Here is a 25029-nt window from a genome sequence, read left to right as displayed (position 1 = left end):
GAGTCACAGCGGCCGAAGGATGCCCGAAATGCTGTAATTTGATCGGGTGTGCGATGCTTCTGACGCGCCGGTGAAGGCGGCTTCACCCTCCGGGCCGAAGCCCGTGGTCCGTATCCGCGGGCTCGGCAAGCGGTTCGGCGGGACCGTCGCGCTGGCCGGGGTCGACCTCGACGTCCACGCCGGCAGCGTGCTCGCCCTCCTCGGGCCCAACGGCGCCGGCAAGTCCACGCTCATCAAGGTCCTCGCCGGCGTCCACCCCGCCGACGCGGGAAAGATCACCGTGGACGGCGAGCCCCTCGGCAGTCCTGCCGCGTCCCGGAGCATGGCCTTCATCCACCAGGACCTCGGTCTCGTGGAGTGGATGACGGTCGGTGAGAACATCGCCCTGACCAACGGTTACGCCCGCCGGACGGGGCTGATCTCCCGGCGGCGCACCCGCGAGCGCTGCGTCGACGCGCTGCGGATCGTCGCCGGGCACTTCGACCCCGACGCGCCGGTCTCCGGGCTCGCGCCCGCCGAGCGCTCGCTCGTCGCGATCGCCAGGGCCCTGGCGGCCCGCGCGAAGCTCATCGTCCTCGACGAGCCGACCGCCCGCCTGCCCGCCGCGGACAGCGCCCGGCTCTTCGGCGTCCTGCACCACTTGCGCGACCGCGGACACGCCATCCTCTACGTCAGCCACCGCCTGGACGAGGTGTACCAGGTCGCCGACACCTTCGCCGTACTGCGCGACGGCCGCCTCGTCAGCCACGGCCGACTCGCGGACCACAGCCCGGCCCGCCTGGTCCACGACATCGTCGGCGAGGAGAACAACCGGCCCGCCCCCCACCCACCCCGGCCCTCACCTGCCGCCCCCTCCACGGGGACTCCGGCCGCCGACCACCCCGCCGCGCCCCCGGCCACCGACCACCCCGCCGGTACTCCGGCCGACGACCGCCCGGCTGGGACTTCGACTGCCCCCCGCTCCGCTTGGACTCCCGCTGCCGATCGCCCGGTCAGGTCCCCGGCTGCCGACTGTCCCGCCGACACTTCGGCGGCTGACTGCCCCGCCGGCGCTCCGGCCACCGACCGCCCCGCCGCGCCCCCGGCCACCGACCACCCCGCCGGCACTCCTGCGGCCGACCACCCCGCCGGTACTCCGCCCGCCGACCACCCCGCCGCCACTCCGGCCGCCCCCCGCCCAGCCAAGCACCCGGCAGGCACACCCCCCGTCCTCACCCTCGACTCCGTACGCACCCCTCAGGCCGGACCCGTCAGCCTGGAACTAGCCGCCGGAGAGGTTCTCGGGCTGGTCGGTCTCTCGGACGCCGGGCACACGGACCTGGGGCGTGCGCTCGCCGGGGCGCGGCCGCTTCTCGGCGGGCGGGCCGTGCTCCACGGGCGGCCCTACCACCCCCGTACGGTCGCGGAGGCCGTCGCTCTCGGGGTCGGGTTCGTGCCGGGCGACCGGCTGCGGGAGGGCTGTCTCGCCGAACTGACCGTGCGGGAGAACCTCCTGGCCAACCCCCGAGCGGGAGGCCGGCCTGCGCCGCGCTGGATCGGGCCCCGCCGCGAACGCGTGCAGGCCGCCGCCCTGATCGACCGGTTCTCGGTGCGCCCCCGCGACACCGAGGCCCCCATCGCCACGCTCTCCGGCGGGAACCAGCAGAAAGTCATGATCGGCCGCTGGCTGCGGACGGAGATGCGGCTGCTGATCCTCGAGGAGCCGACCGCGAGCGTGGACATCGGCGCCAAGGCCGCGATCCACCGCCTGCTCGACGAGGCGCTGTCGGCGGGTCTCGCGGTCCTGCTCCTGTCGACCGACTTCGAGGAGGTCGCGAGCGTGTGCGGGCGCACCCTGGTCTTCGTCCGCGGGGCCGTGACGGCCGAGCTGAGGGGCGGCGCCCTCACCGTCACCGCGCTCACCCGGGCGGCCTCGGCCATGCCCCCGCCCACGGTCGCGACGACCCCATGACCGAACCGCCCTCCCCCTCCTCGCCCCGCCCCGGGCGCCTGCGCGCCCCCGGCGGACACCACATCGGCGCCTACGGCCTGCTCGCCCTCACCGCCCTGCTCTACCTGGTCTTCTCCCTCGCCCTGCCGGACACCTTCCCCACGCTGGACACCGTCGACTCGATCCTGTCCACCCAGTCGATCCCGGCCGTCCTCGCGCTGGCCGCCATGGTGCCGATCGTCACCGGCGCGTTCGACCTCTCCATCGGCTACGGCCTCGGACTGGCCCACGTCATGGTGATGCAGCTCGTCGTCAACGAGGGCTGGCCCTGGCCGCTGGCCTGTCTCACCGTGCTCGCCGGAGGGCTGGTCGTCGGCGTCCTCAACGGCGTCATCGTCGTGTTCGGCCGGATCGACTCCTTCATCGCCACCCTCGGCACCGGCAGCATGATGTACGCCGTGACCGGCTGGATCACCGACGGCAGCCGGATCGTCCCCGGCCCGCAGGGCCTTACGCCCGCCTTCACCGACCTCTACGACTCCACGTTCCTCGGCCTTCCGGTCCCCGCCCTCTACGTGCTCGCCCTCGCGGGAGTCCTCTGGCTGGTGCTGGAGCGGCTGCCGCTCGGCCGGTACCTGTACGTCGTCGGCTCGAACCCGCGCGCGGCCGACCTCGTCGGCATCCCGACCCGCACCTACACCGTCTACGCGTTCGCCGCCTCGGGGCTGATCGTCGGCTTCGCCGGTGTGCTGCTCGCGGCCCAGCAGCAGATCGGCAACCCGAGCGTCGGCCTCGACTACCTGCTGCCCGCCTTCGTCGGCGCCCTGCTCGGCTCCACGGCGATCAAACCAGGCCGGCCCAACGCCCTCGGCACCGTCGTCGCCGTCGCCGTCCTGGCCGTCGGCCTCACCGGCATCGCCCAGTTGGGCGCCGACTTCTGGACGGTGCCCCTGTTCCACGGCGGCACCCTGCTCATCGCCGTCGGCCTGGCCGGATACGCCGCCCGCCGTCGCCTGCGCGGCGGCGCCGCGGCCCGCGACAGACCCGCCGCGCCACCCCCGCCACCGTCCGCGGCGACACCGGAGGGCGGCGCGGCGGACACACCCCCCTGACCCCATCGGCACCTCCGCCGCGCCGATCCCCCCACAGGAGCCCCCGTGCACCGCAACCGCAAGGCCGCCCCCAAAGCCCGCACCGCGCGGCTCGCCTGCTGCGTCCTGCTGGCGACGGCGACCGCCCTCGTCGGCTGCGAACGCGGTTCGTCGGACGGCGCGGACGAGACCGCGACGGGCCCGAGCGGCTGCCCTGACGTCCACGCCAGGGCCCAGGCCGCCGTCACCCGGGCGGAGCGGACCGACATCCCCTGGGGCGGACCCACCAGCGGCCCGGAGGCGGTGTCCGGCAAGACCATCGTCTACGTCGCCCAGACCATGACCAACCCCGGCATCGCGGGCGCCGCGAAGGGGGTCCGGGAAGCCGCGCGGGTCATCGGGTGGAACGTCCGGGTGATCGACGGCGGAGGCACTCCGGCCGGCATCCAGGCGGCCATGAGCGAGGCCGTGGCCCTCCGGCCCTCCGGCATCGTCATCGGCGGCTTCGACCCCGACTCGACGGCACAGCAGGCCGCCCGGGCCAACGCGCAGCGCATCCCGCTCATCGGCTGGCACGCGGTCCCCGAACCCGGCCCCAGCCGGCAGCCCGACCTCTTCACCAACGTCACCACCCGCGTGCAGGACGTGGCCCGCATCAGCGCGCAGTGGATCATCTCCGACTCGAACGGCCGGGCCGGGGTCGTGCTCATCACCGACGCGTCGATCCCCTTCGCGAAGAACAAGTCCGACCTGATCAGAGAGGAACTCGCCCGTTGCCGCGGGGTGCGGCTGCTCTCCGTCGAGAACATCCCGATCCCGGACGCGAGCAGCCGCACCCCCCGGGAGATCTCCTCGCTGCTGTCCCGGTTCCGGGACCGGTGGACGCACTCCGTCGCCATCAACGACCTGTACTTCGCCGACGCCGCACCCGCCTTCCGCGCGGCCGGCGAGAAGGGCTCGGGGCCGCCCAACAACATCGGCGCGGGCGACGGCGACCCGTCCGCCTTCCAGCGCATCAACGGCAGGCAGTACCAGGCCGCCACCGTGCCCGAACCGCTGTCCCTCCAGGGCTGGCAGATCGTCGACGAGTTCAACCGCGCCTTCTCCGGCCGCCCGCCCAGCGGCTACACGGCCCCCGTGCACATCGCCACGGCCGGCAACAGCGAGGGCGCCACGGCCTGGGACCCGTCTGGCTACCGGGAGTCGTATCGGAAGATCTGGGGGAAGTGACGTCCGGTCAGGGTGCCGATCTCTTCACGCAACATGCACAGAACCTCGGATCTCCTTTAATTTTCAAGCGTTACTCTTACCGCCAGTCGAGTGGCCGCCGGGGGTCGATCCGAGCGGGGCCCGTTCCGCGGCGGCACTCGCACCCCACCAGGCACAGGAGACTGGGTGTGTACGACGGCGACGTAGTGGTGATCGGCGGCGGTTATGGCGGTGTCCGGCTGGCGAAGCGGCTGGACGGGGCGGCCCGGGTCACGCTGGTGGACCGCAAGGAGGTCTTCTTCCATCGCGTCGCCTCCTTGCGTGCGGGTGTGCGCCCGGACTGGACGCACACGCCCTTCATCCCGTACGACCGGCTGCTGCATCGCGGCCGCGTCGTCGCGGGCAAGGCCGTCCGGATCGACACGGCCGAGCGGCAGGTCGTCCTCGCCACGGGCGAGCGGCTGCCGTACGACGTGGTCGTGATCGCCACCGGCGCCGACTACCCCAGCCGGCCCGCTTCTGCGGCACCACCGTCGAGGAGGCCGCCAAGTCGTTCGCCGAACACCAGCGCAACGTCACCACGGCCGAGCACGTCCTCGTCGTCGGCGGCGGCCCCGGCGGTGTCGAACTCAGCGCCGAGATCCGCCTCGCCCGGCCGGACGCCCGGGTCACGCTCGCCCACTCCGGACCGGCCCTGCTCGACTCCACGGGCAGCGCGCGGCCGGGACGCAGGGCCCTCGCGTGGCTGGAGTCCCACGACGTCGAGGTACGGCTCGACTCGTTCATGTCGCCCGGCAACGACTTCGGCACCTACCGCGACGGCCGCGGCAACGTCATCGAGGCCGACCTGTCCTTCTGGGCGACGGGCACCACACCCAACACGCTCTGGCTCCGCCTGGCCGGACACGGCGACTGGCTGAACAGGGACGGACGTGTCAAGGTCGACCGGACGCTCCGGGTCGAGGGCAAGCTGGACGTGTTCGCCGTCGGCGACGTCAACGACGTCAGCGAACTCAAGATCACCCCCGCCGCCCTCGCCCAGGCGGACATCGCCGCCCACAACATCCGCGCCTACCTCCAGAGTTCGGGCAAGCACCGCAAGGAGCCGCGCTTCTACCGGCCGATCCAGCGCACCCCGCTCATCGTGCCGTTCGGCCCGGCCGACGGACTGACCGTACTGCCCGTACCGGGCGGCGAGTCCGCGGTCCTCGGCAGCCGCACCACCACCCTGGCCAAGGCGAAGACCCTCATGACGCCCTACATGCGGCGCCAACTCGGTTACACGGCCGCCTGATACGCAACCGGAACCACCCCCGTCGTTACCCGCCGGTTGTGCCTGGGGTAGGGTCCCCACCGTTTCCGGTTACCGGCTGATGGTGTGCCGGTACGGGGCGTGTCGGAGGGTGGCAAGACGATGGAATCCCAGTGGGGTGACGGCGGATCCGTGGACCTGGACGACACGCGGTTGGAGGAACTGAGTCCCCAGCCGCTGCTGACCCGGGACTACGAGACGCGCCCCGCGCTCGTGTACGAGCGGCTGAGGCAGCAGCACGGCCCGGTGGCGCCGGTCGATCTGCTCGGCGTACCCGCCTGGCTGGTCCTGGGTTACCGGGAGGCGCTCCAGGTGCTCCAGGACAACGACGGCTTCCCGAAGGGGCTGGAGAACTGGCGGGCCCGCTCCGAGGGCCGGGTACCGGCCGACTGGCCGCTCGGCCCGTCCCTGGAGGTCAACCACATCCTGATCCAGGGCGGCCCCGGATACCGGCCGCTGCGCACGGCGTGGGACGTCGCCCTCAAGCCGTTCCAGGACCCGCGCCACCCCCAGGCGAAGCGTCTCAAGGCCGCCGTCACCGCCTACGCCGACGAGCTGATCACTCTGGTCGGGCAGGGCGGAAAGACGGGCGTGGCGGACCTGTCCGCACAGTTCTCCCGGCCGCTGCCGCTGATGGTGGCCAGCCATCTGCTCGGCTTCCCCGGCTCCCAGGGCGACGACGCGCTGATGGACATGTGGCGTGTGCTCGACGCCGGCCCGGACGCGGAGGCCGCGCTGGAGCGCCTGCTCGCGACGCTGGCGGACCTGGCCGCGCTGAAGCTTGAGAAGCCGGGCGACGACTTCCCCTCGTACCTGCTGGCCGCGCACCCGGACCTGTCGCTCGACCATCTGGCACGCGAGCTGTTCATGCTGCTCGGCATGACCTCCGACCACGTCGGCATCCTCATCTCCAACACCGTCGTGGAGGTCATCTCGGGCGAGGGCAGCGTGCGCGCCAGCCTCTCCGCCGGGATGGTCAGGGAGACCATGAACCGGGTGGTCATGCGCAAGCCGCCCCTGGTGAACTTCGTCCCGCGCTTCGCTGCCGAGGACACCCCGCTCGGCAACTACACGATCCGGGCCGGCGACCCGGTGTGGGTCTCCTCGGCCGCCGCGCACGCCGACCCGCTCTTCGCCGACCACGTCGCCTCCGGCACCACCATCAGCACCCGGGCGCACCTGTCCTGGGGTGCCGGACCGCGCCAGTGCCCGGCGCGGGAGCTCGCCTCGACGGTCGCGGCGGCCGGTGTGGGGCGCCTCTTCGAGCGGTTCGACCACCTCGACCTCGCCCTGCCCGCCGACCAACTGCCCTGGCGTTCCTCCCCGTTCATGCGCGGCCTGCGTTCGCTGCCCGTGCGCTACGAACTCTCCGCGGCGCCCGCGCGAGCGTCGGCGTACGGTCCGGCGCCGGAGGTGGCCGAGGAGGTCCTGCCGGACCCGTCGGCCCGGCAGCGCTCCTCGCTGTGGCGCTATCTGACGGGCCTGATCCGCGGCGGCCGCTGACCGGGAGCCGGGTCGGAACGCCCATGCCGCATGGCCGGTCCTCCCGGTTTGGGGGTGACTTTCTCACGCCGTACCGGTGACGAACGGAGCTGTTGCGCGGCGACCCGCGCCAAACATGCTCGTCACAGATTCCGGAACCTCGTCAGAGGTCCCGGGACGGGGCGTGAGGGCCAGCGGGGGCCGGGCAGGTTCACCTCGATGACCTGCCCGGTTCACACCCAGCCCGACTCCACGGCGATCCGGATCGCATCGATCCGGTTGCGTCCGCCCGTCTTCCTGGTGACCGCCGACAGCTGGTCGCGGACCGTCGCCACGGACAGGTGCAGCCGCTCGGCGATCTCCCGGGTGGGAGTGCCGTCGGCGGTCAGCCGCAGCACCTCCACCTCGCGCGGGGTCAGCGGGTTCGCCCCCGCGTCCAGCGCGTCCAGCGCGAACTCCGGATCGACGAACCGCTGCCCCCGCACCGGCTTGCGCACCCCGTGGACCAGCCGGTCCGGCGGGGCGTTGGTGCTGATGGCGCCCGCGGCGTGCAGGTCGAGCATCCGACGCAGCCGCTCGGTCAGTGGGTTCGCCTTCGCGTCCAACGCGAACTCGTGATCCAGTGGTGAGGCCCAGTACGCGGGCGTACCGTCGAACGGTGGACACCGCAGGCAGCAGCCCGCAGCCGGCTTCACCACAAGCGACCACCACCAGGGAATCCGGTGGTGGCGGGAATGCGATGGCGCTTCTGGTCATCGCCTCGTGCCAGCTGATGGTGGTCCTCGACATCACGATCGTGAACATCGCGCTGCCGCAGATCCAGCGCTCCCTGGACTTCTCCACCACCAGCCTGTCCTGGGTGGTGAACGCCTACACCCTCACCTTCGGCGGACTGCTGCTGCTGGGCGGCCGGGTCGGCGACATCCTGGGCAGGCGGCGCGTCTTCGTCTTCGGCGTGCTGCTCTTCGTGCTCGCCTCCCTGCTCGGCGGGCTCGCCCAGAACGCCGGCCAACTCCTCGCCGCACGCGCCCTGCAGGGCGTCGGCGGCGCCATCGCGTCCCCGACCGCCCTCTCGCTGGTCAGCACGACCTTCCGTGAAGGCCCGGAACGCAACCGGGCCTTCGGGGTGTTCGCCGCGGTCTCCGCGGGCGGCGGCGCGATCGGGCTGCTGGCGGGCGGGGTGCTCGTCGAATGGCTGAACTGGCGGTGGGTGCTCTTCGTCAACGTCCCGATCGGGCTGCTCATCGCCCTCGCCACCCCTCGCTGGATCAGGGAGTCCGAACGGCACCCGGGGCGCTTCGACATCACCGGCGCGCTCACCTCCACCGCGGGCATGGTGCTGCTCGTCTACGGATTCATCAGAGCCGCGCAGGACGGCTGGCGCGACACCCTCACCCTCGCCTCGTTCGCCGCGGCGGTCGTCGTCCTGTCGGGCTTCATCCTGACCGAGCGGCGCTCCAGACAGCCCATCACGCCGCTGCACATGTTCGCCGACCGCAACCGCGCGGGCACGTACGGCATCATGCTGTGCCTGGCCGCCGCGATCTTCGGCATGTTCTTCTTCCTCACGCTCTTCGTGCAGAACGTGCTGGACTTCAGCCCGTTGCAGGCCGGGCTGGCGTTCCTGCCGGTCAGCGCGGTCATCGCGATCGGCGCCGGACTGGCCTCGCGGTTCCTGCCCGTCTACGGACCCAAGCCGTTCATGGTGGTGGGCGCGATCCTGGCCGCGACCGGGCTGGCCTGGCTCACCCTGACCGACGTGCACTCCACGTACGCGGGCAGCGTCCTCGGCCCGATGCTCGTCTTCAGCCTGGGCATGGGCATGGAGTTCGTGTCGCTGACCCTCATGGCGCTGTCCAACGTGCCCACACCGGAGACCGGCGCGGCCTCCGGACTGCTCAACGCCACCCAGCAGGTCGGCGGCTCCCTGGGCCTGTCCATCCTGGTCACCATGTACGGCACGGCCAGCACCAACGAGGCCGAGAAGCAGATCCCGCTCTTCCGCCAGCAGGCGACCCCCGCCGAGCGCCTGCGCTTCGAACGCACCGGGCAACTGCCGAAACCCTGGTCCGACGAGATCCTCACCGCCGGTGTCTCGGCCGCCTTCATCATGGCGGCGATCTTCACCGCCGTCGCCGCGCTGATCGCGCTGATCGTCATCCAGGTCCGCCCCTCCGACCTGCAACGCCTCAGGGGAGGGGCGGGCCCCGGCCCGATGTGAGGCCGCCCGCCCCCCCGGGGCCGCTACGCCCCGATCCTCGCCGCGATGACCGGCGCCAGCCGGTCGGCGATGACCCGATGCCCCCGGTCGTTGGGATGCACCGAGTCCGTCAGATCGCCCGAGCCCAGCCAGCCGGTCGTGTCGACGAAGGAGACCCGCGCGTCACCGCCGTCGACGACGGCCTTCACAGCGGCCTCCGTCTGCGGGACGTACCGCCCGCGGAACGTTTCCAGCGCGAAGATCCACGCCTGCGGATACGCCGCACGGACCTTGCGCAGCAGACTGACGTACGCCGACTGGAACTGCGCGGAACTCACCCCGTGCCCGACGTCGTTGGTGCCGAGGTTGATCACGACCGCGTCGGCCCGGTAGCGGGAGAAGTTCCAGTCGGGCGTCGCGGCGTTCGGATTGAGCTTGGTGAACTGCCGCTCAAGACCCACGCATCCGTCCGCCGCGGCCACCAGGCACGCCCCGCCCTGGGCGATCTGCGTGTGCTCGACGCCCAGCCGTTCCCCGATCAGCCAGCCGTACGCGGTGCGGGCGTTCTGCGAGGTCGTCGTGCCGACGGTGATCGAGTCGCCGACGAACTCGACCAGCTTGGCCGGGGCCGGCGGTGCGAAGGTCGTCGCGCCGCTGTCCAGGACCAGCCCCTGGAACACCGCGTCGCCCCGGTAGGAACCGGCGACCACCTGATAGTTGACCTGGAGGGTGTGATTGCCGGCGGCGAGGGCCGTCGGGGTCAGGTTCACCGTCCCCTTGACGTCGTCGTAGAACTTCACCGGCCCGTTGTCGATCCGCGCCCACAGGTCGATCGTGCCCCGCTGCTTCAGCTTGACCGTCCTGCCGGTGAAGCCGACCCGGTAGTAGGCGCCGGCCCAGTACGGGGTGTAGGCGGTGGCGGAGCTGGTGGTGTCCCAGCGGCCGACGAACTTGATGTTCGGGTCGCCGGGCTGGCCCGGAGCCGCCGCCTTCACCGTGGCGCCGCTGCCGAGCCGGGCGCGGAGGACCGGGGCCAGGCGCTCGGCGAACTTGGTGTGACCCGCCTCGTTCGGATGCCCGTTGCCGTCCTCGTAGTCCGCGCCGTCGGTGAGCCAGCCCGAGGTGTCGACGTAGTGCACCCGGGCGTCACCGGCGCTGTTGCGGGCGCTGACGGCGGCCCTGGTCTCGGTGACGTAGCGCTTCTTCAGCGTCTGCACCGCAAAGAGGTGGGCCGTGGGGTACTTGGCGCGCACGTCCCGCAGGAACGTGGTGTACGCCGACTGGAAGGCGGCGCCCGACACGCCGTGCCCGATGTCGTTGGTGCCGAGGTTGATGACGACCGCGTCGGCCCGGTACCGCGAGAAGTCCCAGTCCGCGCCGCCGGTGCTGGCCGTCCTGAAGAACTGCCCGCTCAGACCGGTGCACCCCGACCGGGCGACCAGGCAGTACCCGGACCGGGCGATCTGCGTGTGCCGCATCCCCAGCCGCTCGCCGGTCTTCCAGGCGTACGAGTCCAGCGCCAGCCGGTCGGTGAGGGCTCCCGCCGTGATGGAGTCGCCGACGAACTCGACCAGCCCGGACGGGGCGCCGACGGCGACGGTCCGCGCACCGGAGTCCAGGACCAGCCCCTGGAAGACGGTGTCACCGGAGCGGTAGGACAGGCGCAGGGTATGGGTGCCGGGGGAGAGCGGCCGGGGAGTGAGGTTCACCGTGCCGCGCACCCCGGCGTGGAAGACATCGGGGCCGCCGTCGATGCTGGCGTAGAAGTTGACCGCGTTCCTGGCCTTGACCTTCACCGTGGTGCCGGTGAAGCCGGTCTGGAGGTAGGCGCCGGTCCAGTGGGGCACGGCCGCGGTCCCGGAGGAGGTGTCCCAGCGTCCGACGTACGCGATGTTGGGATCGGACACCGAGCCGTCCCCCGCCGCGGCCTGTGCGGGAAGGCCGCCCGCCAGGGACAGCAGGCAGGCGACCAGCACGGCGGTGAGGAGAGCGGGCAGGGCGCGTCTGGTGGAGGGGCGGGGGGAGGTCTGCACGGGGTTCCCTTTCACGTGCGGGCGGTTGGGAGCGCTCCCATGAGCAGCCTTTCGAGGGAACCAGTGAAACGGTTCAGCGTCAAGTGATCCGGCATGGACGGAAGTTGAGTATGCGGTCCCGCGTGATCCGGTGCGACGGTGTACGGTCGGCTGCTCGGGCGGACGCTCCGCGACGGGCTCGGCGTGCGCCGCGCGCTGCACCGACGCCGGCTGATGCCGCAAGGCTACGACCGGACCAGGACCTGGCGGGTCCGCAAGAGCGTCGGCTATGTGACGCTGCTGACGCTGACGTTCCTCGGCGCGCTGTTCCTGGCCGTGACGGCCTGTTCCTGCCCGTCACGGCCGTCATCCGGTCCTACCTGCACAAACCCGCCAGGAACCCCACCAACTCGTGGAGACCGCGGGCGGCATCGGCACCGGCAAGACAGCGCTGGTCGTACTGCTGACGCAGCGGCCCGCGGAGCGCGGGGCGGTGCCGCTGCGGCTGCGCGCCGCCGACACGAACCTCGCCTTCCGCGAGCCGGCCTTCGAACGCTCCTGCCGGAAGTTTCAGGGCACCATCCGCTCCGGTGCAGAAGCGGAGAAGGTCTGGCGGCGGCTGTGTCGGCAGGGGCGGATCGTGGTGCTCGCTGACGGCCTGGACGAGGCGCTGACCGCCGAGGACCTGACGGAGGAACGCGACACCAGCATCCGGCTGGCCATCCGCCGCGCCAACGAGGAGGGCCTGCCGCTGATCATCACCTCCCGGCCGCACGACTCGCTGCGCGGCATGGAGGCGTCCTTCACCGAGCTGGAGCCGCTGAGCGAGGAGGCCGCCCTCACCTACCGCTCTCATTCACCCGCCTGACGCTGCTGCACGCCCTGACCCTGTGGGACCTGCCCGACGGCGCCGCCGGGCGCCCGTCGCGCGGTCACGGGTCCGACCCCGCCCAGCAGGTCCGTCCTGCACCTGACCGTGCAGCAACTGCTCGCCGACGTGCCGCTTCTGAATCTGGCCGAACGGGGGGACTGGCCCACCGACCGCATCCGGCGCTTGCAAGCACCGCCCGGCCCGACCTGCCGCTCTGCCTCACCCTGGACCGCACCTTGCTCGACCCGGGCCGCACCGCCGTCCGCGCGGCCTCCTCCCAGGTGGGCTCCAACTGCCGCGACGACCCGCTCCCCGTTCCGTCCCACGGCCTCCGGGCAGCGCCGCACGAACCTCACGGAACTGCGCAGCACAACTCGGGCAGCGGTGAGGGAACTGGCGCTACCGCCCGTGTCGGGAGCGGTTCGACAGGGCGTCGGGGAGGCCGGATGCGTCCGTGCCGAGTTTTCGGTACACGGAGGACAGCAGTTGCCGTACGCCCTGCCCGGTGAGCCGCAGGTCCTTCGCGACCACGGATGCCGGGTGGCCCAGGGCGGTCATCTCGGCGGCCTTGTGCTCCTGGGCCGTCAGCATGTCCGTCTGCGGGTAGCGAAGGGGCAACGGGCGTAGTCCCGCGGCGGATAGCTCCCGCCTGGCCCGGGCGGCCAGACCCTCGGCACCGCAGTGCACCGCGCCCTCCAGGCCCTGGTAGAGCCGGTCGGCGGCGTCGTGCAGTTGGCCGTTGCGGGCCAGCGCGGTGCCGTGGCCCACCAGGGCACGGGCCAGTTCGTACGCGGCGGGCGACTGCTCCAGATGGTTGACGGCCTGTGCGTGCAGATCGAGTGCCGCCTGCCCGCCCGTCACCTCCGCCTGGACATGCAGCGCCTGGCCGATCGCGGACGCCGCGCCGAAGTCCCGGGCCCGCTTGACGGCGTCCTCGGCGTGGCGGACCGCCTCGTCAGGGGCGGTGCGGGCGAGTGCCGAGGCCAGCCCGAGCTGCCAGGGGCACCACGCGGGGTTGCGCCAGTCCCGCGCCTCCAGCCAGTCCCCGACCTTGGACAGCAGCCGCGCCGCCTGAGGGAGTCGCCCTTCCGCCAGGAGCAGGTCGGCGTACACCGTGCGGGGATCCGGGAAGATGACGGCGTTGGGCACCACGTCGCCGTAGTGGTAGCTGTCGGCGAGCCGGCGCGCGTCGTCGGTCCGTCCCCGGGCCAGCAGGGTCTGGATGAGAATGCCGATGGCGAACCACTGGGCGGGTACCGCTCCTTCGACGCGCTCGGCGGTGTGCAGCCCTGCCCGGACGAGTTCTTCCGCCTCGGGCAGGCAGCCACGGCGGTAGCGGATATAGCCCAGGAGCGTCTGGCCCTGCGCCAGATGGGAGCCGCGCCACCCCATGTGCTCGCACTCGGCCATACCTTCGGCGAAGAGCTCCTCGGCCCGCCGTGGCTGGTCGCAGTACATGAACAGCAGGGCGACCGCGACGGGCACCTCGAAGCCGCGGTTCTCGTCGGTCCAGCTCATCCCGCCGCGGAGGGCCTCCTCGGCATACCCGAGGGCGGTCCGCCGCGGCTCGCCGCGCACGAGGGCGTCCCATGCCCGCAGACCGAGGATGTAGCGCTCCTCCAGGCCCCGGCGGGGCAGCTTGTCCGCCAGCCGCGCCAGTCGGCGTGAGCGGGCGGCGGAGTCGGACTCGTCGGCGCGGAACGCGCTCCATACGAAGTGATCAGCCTGCATGCGAAGTTTGACGCGCGCGTTGGTGGCGCGCCGCGCCTCGTCGGCGGCCACGGTCGCGGCCTCGGTCAGCCGGTCGGTGTGCGCCAGCGCCTGGGTCAGCCGGTAGACGATGGAGGCGCGCAGGTCGGGGTCGAGTCCCCGCTCCCTCAGCGCCTGTCGGAGGTGGCTGACTGTGGCCGTGGGCTCGATCAGGAAGGTCGAGCAGGCCAGCTCGTGGAGAAGGGCGGCGCGGTCCTCGGCAAGGGGTGGTTCCCGCAGTGCTCGGGTCAGCACGCGCCGGGCGGCCTCTGGGGCCCCGGCACGGAGGTACTCACGCGCGGCGGCGCGCAGGCACGCGACCGCCTCGGGCCGGCCGTCGCAGGGCACCTCCAGCAGGTGCCTGGCGGCGACGGTCGGGTCGGACCCGACCGTCTGGGCGGCATGGGCGGCCGCGTTGTGCATGCCGACCCGCAGGCCCGGAGGGATGTTGCGGTAGATGGTCGTGGCGATCTGTGGGTGGACGAACTCCAGGGCGCGCGGGTGCTCGTCGGCGTCCGCGAGGATGCGCCGGGCGCGCAGCTTCTCGGTCGCCTCGACGGCCTCCTCGCTGCCGAGCACCGCGAGGTCGGCGGCGACCTCCGGTGAGAAGGTCCCACCCAGGACAGCGCCGGCCCACGCGAAGCGGATGGTGCCCGGACCGAGCCGTTTGAGGCGCTCGATCAGGCCGGGGCCCTTGACCGCCGCGGCGAGGTCATGCATCTCGGGCACTTCGTCCCGGGTGCCTTTCAGCTTCCGTTCACGGAGTCTGATGGCCAGTTCGACGGTCTCGAAGGGGCTTCCGCCGGTGGCGGTCCAGCACGCGCCACAGAACTCGTCCTCGGCTTCCTCGCCCACTTCGTTTCTGATGATCCGCGCCACTCCGGCCTCGCCGAGCGGGGACAGCACGTGCGGGCGCTGCTCGTGGCGTTCGACGAGCGTACGGAAAGAGGTCGCGTCGGATGGAAGTTCGTCGGGCCGGTAGCCGACGACGATCAGCAGCGGGAGGTTCGCGACCCGGGGCGCGAAGGAGGCGAGCCAGTCCAGGGATTCGGCATCGGCCCAGTGCAGGTCGTCCAGGAGCAGAACGACAGGCGAGTTCAGCATCGTCAGGCGTGTCATGACCCAGTCGAGGCCGTCGCGCACTCCGGTCGGGTCCGGCATCCGGGCGGGGTCGGTCGCCTCGAGACCGAGCGCGGCGCCGACGATGTCGTACCAACTGCCCAGGAAATCCCGACGCTCCGTCTCGCTCATCCTGGCCAGGATGGGCTGCATGGCCTGGCGGACGACGCGGAACGCCATCCCCCGCTCGCTCTCGCCGCCCTTGCCGGAGAACACCGTGCACCCCAGGGCGGCGGCGCGGGCGCGCACGGCCGCGATGAGTGTCGTCTTACCCAGCCCGGCCTCACCGGTGAAGGCCAGAAACCCGCCGCGCGGTACTTGGGGCAGGCCGTCGACGGTGTCACGGAGCCTCTCCAACGCGTGGTCGACGGCCTGGAGTTCCTCGTCGCGTTCGAGTAGAGGCCGATCTTCGTTGCTCGGTTGCCGCAGCCCATGGGTCATGTGGTCTACCGCTTCCTGTCGTTGCTCCCCGCCGGACGGGGCGAGCGTACGTCCTCGTGCACGCCCCTTGGCCCCGTCGGAACAGGAGGTCGACAGAGAGGGTGAACTTTCTGCGGAAGCGGTTCGGGTTTCAGTTTTTCGGGTAATCTGCTGTGTTTCCGCCCTTCTCGGGACCTCTGGGGGGAAGCAACCGGTCGGGCAACGGATCAGAGCACCGCGGGTGCCGCCATCGAGTCCGCGTACCGCGGCACGATCCGGGACCAGAAGTAGCAACCGCGGATCCAGCCGGCCATGCCCTCCACGTAGCCGATGCCGGACGGGGTCAACTCCGGCCTGAGCTCACCGTAGAGCTCCTCGAACTCGCGGATCGTGTTGTTGATGTGCCGTGTGGCGAGCGTGACGGCCACCGGCAGGGAGCACCGGTGTGTCCGCTGGTAGGCGAGGGCCAGGTTGATCACGCCGCCGGCCCGCTGTTCCTTCACCGCGGAGAAGAGGTCGGGTATCCACACCGCAGCGTCGGCCGACAGCCGGCTCAGGCGTCGCATGACGGGGTGATGGATCTCCTCCGGGGTCAGTTCGCACGGCTGTGCGGCCTCGCACAGCGGGTAGAAGGGCTCGACGCCCGCGATGAGGGAGCGGACGGACCGGCACAGCCCGCTTCCCACCGGGGCGGGGTGGGTCTGGGCCACCGCTTCGTACAGCAGGCCGTGCACGTACTCACGGCTGTTCCAGGCCCATCGTGCGGCCTGAGCGGGTGTGCACCGCTGCTGTACCTGTCGATGGAGGTCGGCCAGGGCGGCCCCGAGCGGGGTGGTGGGCGGCCCGCCGTCCCGCAGGATCGCGATGCTCTCGCACAGCATGGGCAGGAGCCGGCCCGGCGTGTGCCGGCCGATGTCCTCCGCGCGGTCGTCGAAGATGAACTGGTAGGCGATCTGGTTGGTCATGATCTGCAGGAGCCCGGAATCCATGGTCGGACCGTTGTAGGCCGCGAGTTCGGCGGGGCGCGTATAGGAGATCATGGCCGCCACCGCCGGGTCATCGGTCAGCCCCCAGGTGCTCAGCCATTCCTCGACGCCTGCCGCCGCTTCGGACGCATGGGGATTCTGCTGGAAAGGGAAGGGCATGTACAGGTTTGCGTCGATCAGTTCCCTCAGATCGACGACCGGAATTCCGCTTTGCGCGGCGATTTCCTCATGCGTCGTGGACATCATTGCCACCTGCCGTTCGGGAGTCGTGGACGACGGGCACGACAGTTGTCCCGGGTGTGCTGGCATCCGCCCGATGCGGTGTGGCCACCGGCCGCCTCGCTCGCGGTTCGCTGATCATCACCAGTCCCCTCGGCCCCAACGAGGCCGCGGGGCGCAGCCGTTCGGTGTAGCCGGGCAGATGACGCAGCCGCCAGTGGCGGGCGATGAACGCGACGGCCACCGTGGCCTCCGCCAGCGCGAGTGTCTCTCCGATGCATTTCCGGCTGCCCGCACCGAACGGAATCATCGCTCCGGGCGGGACCGCGACGGCCTGCCCGGGTAGCCAGCGGTCGGGGAGGAAGCGATCGGGGTCGGGGAACAGGGCCGGGTCGTGGTGCAGGAGGTACGGGCTGAACATGACGGTGGCGCCCTGCGGGAGACGGTGCCCGGCGAGCTCCGTCTCCCGCGTGGTGATGCGGGTGAAGAGCCAGCCGGGCGGGCGGTGGCGGAGGGTCTCGGTGAGGACGCACCGGGTGCGGACGAGGCGCGGCAGCTCGTCGGGGCCGGGCGGCTGGCCTGAAGCGAGCACGGCGTCGACTTCGGAGTGCAGGCGGCGTTCCTCCTCGGGATGCCGCCCCAGGAGCTCCACGGCGGAGGAGAGGCACAGGGCGGTGCTCTCGGCGCCGGCGAACATCAGCGTCATCACCTGGCCGTGAACTTCCTGATCGGTGATCACCGTTCCCCCGCCGTCGGCCCGCGTGGCAGCCAGCAGGGCCCCCAGCAGGTCGTCGCGGGGAGTGCCTTGCCGGCGCTGGGCGATGGCCGCGTCGACGATCGCGCGCAGGCGCTCGGAAGCATGCCGGTAACGCCGGTTCGCCAGCGTGGGAACGCGGAACAGGGCGTTGACCGGCATCACCGTCCGGACGAACATGCCGCGGACCACGGTGGCCAGGCACCTGCGCATCTGGGCGGCCGTCGCGGTGTCGAGCGAGTCGGAGAAGAGGACGCGGCTGACCACGCGTGTGGACAGGTCCAGCATGGCCGCGCTGATGTCGACCACTTGCCCGGCCCGCCACGCGCGGCACACCGACTCGACTTCGTCGCCCATCAGGCGCACTTGGTCGGCGACGCGGGCCTTGCGGAAGTCGGGCTGGAGCAGCCTGCGCTGGCGCCGGTGATCCTGATGGCGGCAGGTGCCGACGCCGTCCCCCAGCAGCATCCGCAACCTGTCGTAGAGGGGGCCGCCCTTGTCGAACGTGCGAGGGTCCCTGAGCACCTGGTGGACCAAGTCGGGGTGACACGCCATCCAGGCACGCTGCGGACCCAGGCGCACCTCGACCAGATCCCCGTGTCCGGGCAAAGAATTCAGAAAGGCCAGCGGCCGACGGACCAGGGCGATACCATGGCCGATGAATGGGAATATGCCTGGAGCAGTGCCCACTGTCCAATCTCGGGCTGGTCCGGGGACGAAGCCGCTCATCGAATACCACCTGCCTCAGTTGGCACACGGGATCTCGGTGCGGTCGCACCGACTTGATGCTCGCCCCATGTCCTGCCCAGTGGAATCTGCCGACGGCTCGCCGAATCCTTTCTCCGTAGGGGCGCACGGATGCACGGAGGGGCGTCGAGCGAATCACGGTTGCTGCATGCGCCCAGCTTTTTATTGAATTCCTGTTTACGCAATCCGTGTTCCTGTCAGTGCTCCTGAAGAACACGGCAGTCATGGCAGACGCCTGGCATGGGCCGTGCCAAGCGCCTGCCGGTGACCGGCCTATTGGTCCGGTGCCTCCGCGCCCGGTGCGACGGCGGGGCCGGGATTGAAGACGCGGTGGTAGCTCTCCGGCGGCGCGAGATAGCTCGCGGGCAGCCCGCCCGTGTCGATGACGATCTGGTCCACGGTGATCGCGGGGTCGGTCATGAACACCCGCAGCACATGCTCTCCGGGCTCCGCGACGGTCACCCGGGCCGTCAGCTTCTCGATGCCCTCCTCGACGTTGCGGGCCCAGGCGTCACCCCGGTTGCCGGTGGCGATCGCCTGGCCGGACAGGAGCGTCGGCGGCTGGTCGTCGAGGGTGATCGCCAGTCGGCGCTTGCCCCGCTCGTCTAGGGAGGGCAGCCGGAAGACGGTCACCGGGAAGGTGCCGGTGCTGGTGAAGCGCACCCGGTAGCGCAGTTCCGGTGACCGGGCGGGGAGGTCCTCGGTGATCGGTGGTGCGGTCGTGGGGACCGCCTCGACAGCGGCCGTGCGGCGTCCCAGTCCGCGTACGACCCTCCAGCGGGCACCGCCGCGTTCCACCTGGCGGTCGAAATGCGCGGCGTCGATCGACACGTAGCCGTGGGCCTCGACGAAACCGCGGGCGCGCTGCCGGGCCCGTTCGCCGTCGTTGACCACCCGCAGGGGCACCTCGGCGGTCGTGCCGGCGCCGGTAAAGGTCAGCGTGGGGTGGTGGGTGCCCTCCGGTGCGCGTGGCCAGTCGATCTCCACCCATACCCGTGTCTGGTCGGTGAGTTCGCCGCCCGCGGTGCTCAGCCGGATCCACGGGTGACTCGGCTCGGCCTGCCACTGGAGGGCGAGGAAACCCGTGTTGAAGACGTCCACGAAGCGGCGGTCGCGGGTGTAGGAGGAGAAGGAGAGCGGCCGGCTCGCTCCCGTTTCGTTGCCCTCCGCGGCCAGGCCCAGGCCCGAGGTCTCCTGGCGGGGCACCCGCGTGACGGCCGGGCGGCCCGGGGCCTTCGGGATCTGGGAGGGGTAGGGGTTGACGATGCCGTCCCATTTGCCGCCCGCGATCTCCGCGTTGTAGCGGCGGGTGATCGCCTGCTCCTCGGCGTGCGCGGCCTCGGCCAGATCCGCGGAGCGGTTGGTGCCCGCGCCGCGCCCCTGGCGGACGGCGAGCGCGTTCCGGTCCGCCCAGTAGTACTTCAGATTCATCAAGTAGGCGCCGTGCACCGGGTATTCGACCAGCTCGTAGAAGGCGTCGCGGTAGGGCTCGGGCAGCTTCGCACCCAGCTTGCGCACCCGGTACAGCAACTGCTCGTAGGCGGACATCCGGCGTTCCGCTTCATCCCCGTGGTGCACCGTGGAGAAGACCGACTTGTCGATGAACTCCGGGCGCCGCTCCGCCGCCAGGCGGTAGTACTCCGTGCGGATGGCGGCGATCTCCGAACCGTGGCGCCTGCCGAACTGGCGCCCGGCCCACTCCACCAGGAAGTCCTCGACGTTCCCCGGGCCCCAGCGGTCCACGTCCCACGCCATGTCCAGGCAGAAGGACAGACCCGTCTCGATCGACTTGATGTCACCGACGTTGAAGATCCACATCCGGTCGGCCCGGTGGTCGTGGACCCGGCGCAGCTCCTGCCACACCTTGCTCAACTGCGTGGTGTCCAGCCACAGATAGCTCCTGGGGCGGCCCCAGTAGGAGAGGTGGTAGTAGATGCCGTTGCCGCCGGAGCGGCGGCGCTCCGCCTCGTTCGGGAGCTGGCGCATGTTGCCGTGGTTGTCGTCCGGCCAGATCAGCGTGACGTCGTCGGGGACCTGGACGCCCGCGTTGTACAGCTCCAGGACCTCCTTGTACGGGATGAAGATCTGCGGTTCGGCCGCCTCGCCCACTTCCTCGGCCAGGATGCGGCGCTGGTCGGCGATGATGTCGTTCATCACCGCGACCTTCTCCGGGATCGTGGTGGCGTACTTCGTCTCCAGCGCGGAGTCGTGCAGGCCGCGCATGCCGATCGTCCAGCTGCTCTCGTAGCCGGCGTTCTGCCGGGCCCGCGCCCGCCAGTAGTCGGAGATGACGGCCGGGTTCACCGTGTAGTCGTAGAGCGGCAGGGTGCCGTCGGGGTTGCGGTGCTCCTCGGCCCACGGCTCCCACTCGTGCACGCCGTTGCGGAGCATGGCCTCGGGGTGGCTGGAGCCGACCACGATGCCGTAGCGGTCGGCCAGTTCGGGGTTCTCGCGGTGCTTGTTGAAGAAGTCGGAGTACGGGTGCATCGCGGGCCAGAGATAGTTGGCCTTGAGGCGCAGCAGCAGCTCGAAGACCCGCTCGTAGGTGCGGGGGCCGATGTTCTTGTCCGGCTCCTGGGTGCGGCGGGACCACGTGGTGAGGTTCTGCTCGTCGTTGACGAAGATGCCGCGGTAGCGGACGGCGGGCTCGTGGCGTACGAGGGGGCCTGCCGGGACCGTCACCGTGTCGCGGCGGACCACCGGGACGTCGGCCCACCAGTACCAGGGCGAGACGCCGATGCGTTCCGAGGTGTCGTAGACGCCGTAGACGGTGCCGCGCCGGTCGCTGCCCGCGATGACCAGGGCGCGGTCCACGCCGGGCAGCGGACGGTCCACGACCTGGGTGACGGACGCCTCCCAGCGGCCCTCGACCCGGGAGACGTCCAGGCGCCTGTGCCGGACGAGCCGGTCGATCACCGGGCTCGCGCCGATCGTCCCCACCACGACCAGGAGTTCGGCCTGCCGGGGCACGGTGTGCAGCAACCGTGGTGTGACGCCGCCGACCCGCTCCACGTCCGCCACGAGGTCACCGGCAGCGCGGATCACGGCGGGGTCGTCCGCCGAGTCCACGAACACGTCCGCGGGGGTGCCGTCACGGAGCAGCGGGAAGTCCGGTCGGGCCGAGGGGGCGGCTTCGGCGGTGGCGGTGGGGAGTACGGCGGCGGGGAGCAGGGGGGCGGCGCCGACGGCTGCCATTCCCCGTAAGAACGACTTGCGGGTCCATGACGGGTGCGACGGTCTGTGGGGTTCGCTGTGCGGCACGGGGCACTGCCTTTCCGCGTCAGGCCCGCGTCGGTTCCTCGTCCGGGCCGTCGGCGGGGGCTGCGCGCACGGGGATTGGCATGGGCAGGCTAGAAAGCGCTTGCGGTCGCACCCTAGGCGAGCCCGAGTGGGGGCGTCCAGAGGTCGGGGAGACGTCCGCGCGGCCACTCCCGGCCGCATTTTGCCCCGGTCATTCCCCGGCTGCACCGCCCGGCCCTTCCCCGGCTACACCGCCCCCGCCATGAGCAGCCCCGCCAGCAGCGCCGTGCGCGGCGGGACATGGTCCAGCAGGACGTGCTCGTGGCGTGCGTGGGCGCCGTCGCCCACCGCGCCCAGGCCGTCGAGGACGGGACGGCCGAGCGCGGAAACGAAGTTGCCGTCGCTCGCCCCGCCGACGGCCGTCTCCCGCAGGGGTCGGCCCAGTTCCTCCGCCGCCGCGTGCGCCTGCTTGAACAGAAGCCGGGAGGCGGGCGTCGGCACCATCGGGGGACGGTTCCAGCCGCCGGTGACCGAGACCCGCACCCGGGAATCGGAGGGCGCGAGGGAGGCCAGCGCCGCGACGTCCGGGCCGCTTCGGCGGGATCGGGGATCCGTACGTCGATGCCGCAGTTCGCCCGGCCGGCGACGACGTTGCGGCCCGTGCCGCCGCCGATCACCCCGACGTTGACCGTCGTGCCCCGCTCCCGGGAGCCCAGCCCGGCGATACGGGTGACCAGTTCGGCGAGCGCGTGCACGGCGCTGGCGCCCCGGTCCGGATCGAGGCCCGCGTGTGCCTCCACGCCCTCCACCGCCACCTCGAAGAGGCCGACGCCCTTGCGGGACGTCTTCAGTGCCCCCTCCGGGCCCGGCCGACGCCTCGCACACGAGCGTGGCCGCCGCGTCCTCGCTCAGCCGCTCGATCAACGGCCGGGAGGCGGGGCTGCCGATCTCCTCGTCGCCGTTCAGGAACAGACGCACCGACGGGCGCGGCAGGTCCAGTTCCCGCAGCAGATTTGTTCTCGCAGAGACCGTGTCCCTCGCAGGTCGTGTCGCTTTGGGCTGGAGCCGAGCCTGTGGCGCGTGTCGCGCTATGACGGAGCACGGTGTCCGATTCCCCGCTGTGGGTGTGGCGAACATCATGTCCCACCGAACTCGGCGGCCGAGGAGAACTCTACGGGCGGGAGGGGCGCCCGGGCGGTTCGTTTCGGGGCTGACCGCTGATGCGTTGTCTGGTGTCAGGAGATGCGGCAGGTTTCGCAGGTGCTCTGCATCCCGGCTCGCGGCCCGTCGCCGTGGAGGCGGAAGCTGCCGGGCTTGACGCAGGTTCCGCAGACGCGTTCGGAAGCACGCTCGCCCGTTCGGCGAACTTACCGTCTCGATCACCCTCTTGAAAGCGGTCGGCGTCTCCAGTACCAGGACATTCCGCCATCACCCGGCTGCCCGCCCGGGGCTAACGGCTCACGAGAGACGTCGCGCACCTGACCCCAGCCGGACGGTGACGTCCTCGGAAGTCAGGGGGGTGTGCTCCGCGGAGCACTGGACGGTGACGTGGACCGGGGCGCCACAGTCAGCGGGAGTTACGTCCAGGACGGGGCCCGGGCTCTCGGGGCCGACGGCGTACGTCTCGCCCCACTGGCTGAGCGCCACCAGGACGGGCCACAGAACGCTTTTCCTCTACGCCAAGACCAAGGGCGAGCTCCTGCTCGTCCGGAACTCCCTCTACGCCGAAGCCCTCAAGCGAGGCCGGGTGGACGCCTAGAACATTCCGGACACGCTGGACGCCGTGATGGCGATCGTCCGGCCGGTCGTCGAATGCAACCGGACCCAGGTCGACAACGGGCGCGTCTACCTGCGCGAGATGGTTTTCGGCGACCCCGCCGAGCCCCATCACGGCGAAGCCCTCGCCATCACCGGGCAGACCGAGAATGCCGTCGCCGCCGTGCTGTGCCGGGACGCACAGGTCAGCGAGGCGGGCGCGGCAACGGCGACGCGCGTCGTGTCCGCCGTCACGTTCCTCGCGATGGCAGCGAGTGTGAACGTCGCCGCGAGCGTCGACGAGATCGTGCGCGACATCCGGGAGCAGATCGCAGTCCTGCTGACGCGTTGACGTCGGCTGCGCAACTTCCACTTCACGAGCGTGCGGCCCGGGAACTGACCGCTGTCCGGCGCACGGTGAGGCCGGTGCGCCAGGCGTCGGCGGCCTTCTCCCACCGCCTCCGCCCGGCCACGGACGCCTCGTCGCCCAGTGCCGTCGATGTGCACCCGCGCCGCGCCCTTGATCAGCCTGCTTCGGTCAAGGCTGCGCGCGCGGCGGCGAGGATCTCCTCGGAGAGCGGGGAGCCGTTGGTGGCCCGGGACAGGACCAGCGCTCCGAACAGGGTGCAGAGGCGGACGACGCCGTCCTGGTCGTCGGTGGCGAGGAAGTCGGCGAAGTCGGCCACCCCCTCGGTGTAGACGCGACGGGCCTCACGTCCCCCGCCTTCGCGCGCGATGTCGGAGGCGAGCGCGGCGACCGGACAGCCGTCCGCCGGGGCGTCACGGTGCTCGACGGAGAGGTAGGTGTCGATCAGCACCTGCTGGGCGGCGTCGCGCCGCCCTTCATACCGCTCAAGTCCCTCGGTGTAGCGCCGGGCGAGCTCGGCGAAGGCGTGGGCGGTGGCCTCGTCGACGAGCGCCTCCTTGGAGGCGAACTGCTTGTAGAAGGCGCCGTGGGTCAGACCGGCCGCCTTCATCAGGTCGGCGACGCTGACCTGCGTGCCCTGCTCCCGGAACAACCGGGAGGCGGTGTCCACCACCCGCCTGCGATTTTCCTGCGCCTGCGCCTGCGATACGCGGCCCATGGCCACCTCCCGTTGGATGTCGACTGGCATCTATCGTAACTCCATGTTTAGATTGATTGCGTAATCTAATTCGGGTGGGTGCCGTCGGCACCCGTCAGGACCAGGAGCAGGCATGGAACTCAAGAACGCGGTCGCGGTCGTCACCGGCGCAAACCGGGGGCTCGGGCAGCACCTGGCCGCCCAGCTCGTCGAGCGCGGCGCGAAGGTGTACGGCGCGGCCCGACGTCCCGAGACGGTCGACGTGCCGGGCGTCATCCCGCTGCGGCTGGACGTCACGGACGAGGCGTCGATACAGGAGGCCGCCCGCGTGGCGTCCGACGCGACACTGCTGATCAACAACGCGGGCATCTCCACCGGCGCGACGCTGATGGGAGGCGACGTGGCTGAGGTGCGCCGGGAGATGGAGACCAACTTCTTCGGCCCGCTCGCCGCGACACGCGCCTTCGCCCCCGTCATCGAGGGCAACGGCGGCGGCGCCGTACTCAACGTCCTGTCCGCCCTGTCCTGGTTCCACCCGGCAGGACTCGGCTCCTACGCGGCCTCCAAGGCCGCCGCCTGGGCGCTGAGCGACGCGACCCGTGAGGAGCTGGCGCCGCGCGGGATCACCGTTTCGGCGCTGCACGTCGGCTACATGGACACCGACATGGCCGCCGGCGTGCCCGCCGACCAGAAGGTCGCCGCCGCCGACGTCGCGGCCCAGGCGCTGTACGGCATCGAGACCGGCCTGCCCGAGATCCTCGCCGACGAGACCAGCCGGTACGTCAAGCAGAGTCTGTCCGCGGCACCCCAGCCGAACGCGGACTGACGCTCACCCCTCCACCCCGGCGCGACCACCTTCACACCCCTCA

At 71.5% G+C, this 25029-nt stretch carries 17 protein-coding genes and 2 pseudogenes; 10 read left to right on the top strand and 9 right to left on the bottom strand.

Features of this window, described 5'->3' with window-relative positions; genetic code table 11:
- The first annotated feature begins 46 nt into the window (after positions 1–46).
- The 5 genes and pseudogenes from V8690_RS05065 to V8690_RS05045 all read left to right on the top strand — a co-directional run bounded on the left by V8690_RS05065 (position 47) and on the right by V8690_RS05045 (position 7045).
- A complete protein-coding gene (locus tag V8690_RS05065) occupies positions 47–1951 on the top strand; it encodes an ATP-binding cassette domain-containing protein (RefSeq protein WP_338776109.1) in 1905 nt (634 codons plus the stop codon).
- Complete coding sequence (locus V8690_RS05060; protein ID WP_338776108.1) at positions 1948–3042, top strand: ABC transporter permease; 1095 nt, start codon at positions 1948–1950, stop codon at positions 3040–3042. Before V8690_RS05065 ends, V8690_RS05060 begins: the two co-directional genes overlap by 4 nt.
- 45 nt (positions 3043–3087) lie before the next feature.
- Positions 3088–4251, top strand: coding sequence for a substrate-binding domain-containing protein (locus V8690_RS05055; protein ID WP_338776107.1), 1164 nt, complete (start codon positions 3088–3090; stop codon positions 4249–4251).
- Between the two features lie 167 nt (positions 4252–4418).
- Positions 4419–5524, top strand: a pseudogene (locus V8690_RS05050) (FAD-dependent oxidoreductase).
- 120 nt (positions 5525–5644) lie between these two features.
- Positions 5645–7045: a cytochrome P450 gene (locus V8690_RS05045; RefSeq protein ID WP_338776106.1), complete on the top strand. Its 1401-nt coding sequence runs from the start codon at positions 5645–5647 to the stop codon at positions 7043–7045.
- A 212-nt stretch (positions 7046–7257) separates the two neighbouring features.
- On the opposite strand, the gene V8690_RS05040 is transcribed toward V8690_RS05045, so the two are convergent.
- Positions 7258–7629: a response regulator transcription factor gene (locus V8690_RS05040; protein ID WP_338776105.1), complete on the bottom strand. Its 372-nt coding sequence runs from the start codon at positions 7627–7629 to the stop codon at positions 7258–7260.
- A gap of 134 nt (positions 7630–7763) precedes the next feature.
- On the opposite strand from V8690_RS05040, the gene V8690_RS05035 reads away from it, so the two are divergent.
- Positions 7764–9245 carry an MFS transporter gene (locus V8690_RS05035; RefSeq protein ID WP_338776104.1) on the top strand — a complete coding sequence of 494 codons (1482 nt, stop codon included), beginning with the start codon at positions 7764–7766 and terminating at the stop codon, positions 9243–9245.
- Positions 9246–9268: 23 nt separating this feature from the next.
- On the opposite strand, the gene V8690_RS05030 is transcribed toward V8690_RS05035, so the two are convergent.
- Positions 9269–11257 carry a GDSL-type esterase/lipase family protein gene (locus V8690_RS05030; protein ID WP_338776103.1) on the bottom strand — a complete coding sequence of 663 codons (1989 nt, stop codon included), beginning with the start codon at positions 11255–11257 and terminating at the stop codon, positions 9269–9271.
- Between the two features lie 391 nt (positions 11258–11648).
- Between V8690_RS05030 and V8690_RS05025 the strand changes: the two genes are divergently transcribed.
- Positions 11649–12104 (top strand): hypothetical protein, encoded by a 456-nt coding sequence (locus tag V8690_RS05025; protein ID WP_338776102.1) that lies wholly within the window; start codon positions 11649–11651, stop codon positions 12102–12104.
- A 402-nt stretch (positions 12105–12506) separates the two neighbouring features.
- Here the strand turns inward: V8690_RS05025 and V8690_RS05020 are convergent, their stop codons facing one another.
- The 6 genes and pseudogenes from V8690_RS05020 to V8690_RS04995 all read right to left on the bottom strand — a co-directional run.
- Entirely contained in the window at positions 12507–15416 is a 2910-nt protein-coding gene (locus tag V8690_RS05020; RefSeq protein ID WP_338776101.1) for an AAA family ATPase, read from the bottom strand.
- A gap of 206 nt (positions 15417–15622) precedes the next feature.
- Positions 15623–16624, bottom strand: a complete 1002-nt coding sequence (locus tag V8690_RS05015) for a (-)-alpha-amorphene synthase (RefSeq protein WP_338776100.1) — start codon at positions 16622–16624, stop codon at positions 15623–15625.
- Entirely contained in the window at positions 16608–18083 is a 1476-nt protein-coding gene (locus V8690_RS05010; RefSeq protein ID WP_338776099.1) for a cytochrome P450, read from the bottom strand. Before V8690_RS05010 ends, V8690_RS05015 begins: the two co-directional genes overlap by 17 nt.
- 291 nt (positions 18084–18374) lie before the next feature.
- Positions 18375–21296, bottom strand: a complete 2922-nt coding sequence (locus V8690_RS05005; RefSeq protein WP_338776098.1) for a glycosyl hydrolase 115 family protein — start codon at positions 21294–21296, stop codon at positions 18375–18377.
- 291 nt (positions 21297–21587) lie between these two features.
- A complete protein-coding gene (locus V8690_RS05000; protein ID WP_338785665.1) occupies positions 21588–21884 on the bottom strand; it encodes a M20/M25/M40 family metallo-hydrolase in 297 nt (98 codons plus the stop codon).
- 104 nt (positions 21885–21988) lie between these two features.
- Positions 21989–22141: pseudogene (locus V8690_RS04995) on the bottom strand (peptidase dimerization domain-containing protein); the annotation flags it as partial.
- Positions 22142–22884: 743 nt separating this feature from the next.
- Here V8690_RS04995 and V8690_RS04990 point away from each other — a divergent pair.
- Together V8690_RS04990 and V8690_RS04985 are read left to right on the top strand one after the other, a co-directional pair.
- Entirely contained in the window at positions 22885–23100 is a 216-nt protein-coding gene (locus tag V8690_RS04990) for a hypothetical protein (RefSeq protein ID WP_338776097.1), read from the top strand.
- Positions 23101–23124: 24 nt separating this feature from the next.
- A complete protein-coding gene (locus tag V8690_RS04985; protein ID WP_338776096.1) occupies positions 23125–23448 on the top strand; it encodes a hypothetical protein in 324 nt (107 codons plus the stop codon).
- A 172-nt stretch (positions 23449–23620) separates the two neighbouring features.
- On the opposite strand, the gene V8690_RS04980 is transcribed toward V8690_RS04985, so the two are convergent.
- Positions 23621–24181 carry a TetR family transcriptional regulator gene (locus V8690_RS04980; protein ID WP_338785256.1) on the bottom strand — a complete coding sequence of 187 codons (561 nt, stop codon included), beginning with the start codon at positions 24179–24181 and terminating at the stop codon, positions 23621–23623.
- 112 nt (positions 24182–24293) lie between these two features.
- Between V8690_RS04980 and V8690_RS04975 the strand changes: the two genes are divergently transcribed.
- Entirely contained in the window at positions 24294–24986 is a 693-nt protein-coding gene (locus V8690_RS04975; RefSeq protein ID WP_338776095.1) for an SDR family oxidoreductase, read from the top strand.
- The last annotated feature ends 43 nt before the right edge of the window (positions 24987–25029 follow it).

The sequence above is a fragment of the Streptomyces sp. DG1A-41 genome (genome assembly GCF_037055355.1).
Lineage (GTDB): Bacteria > Actinomycetota > Actinomycetes > Streptomycetales > Streptomycetaceae > Streptomyces.
The sequence above is the reverse complement of the archived record's forward strand: the minus strand, read 5'-3'. Positions and strand labels throughout refer to the sequence as shown.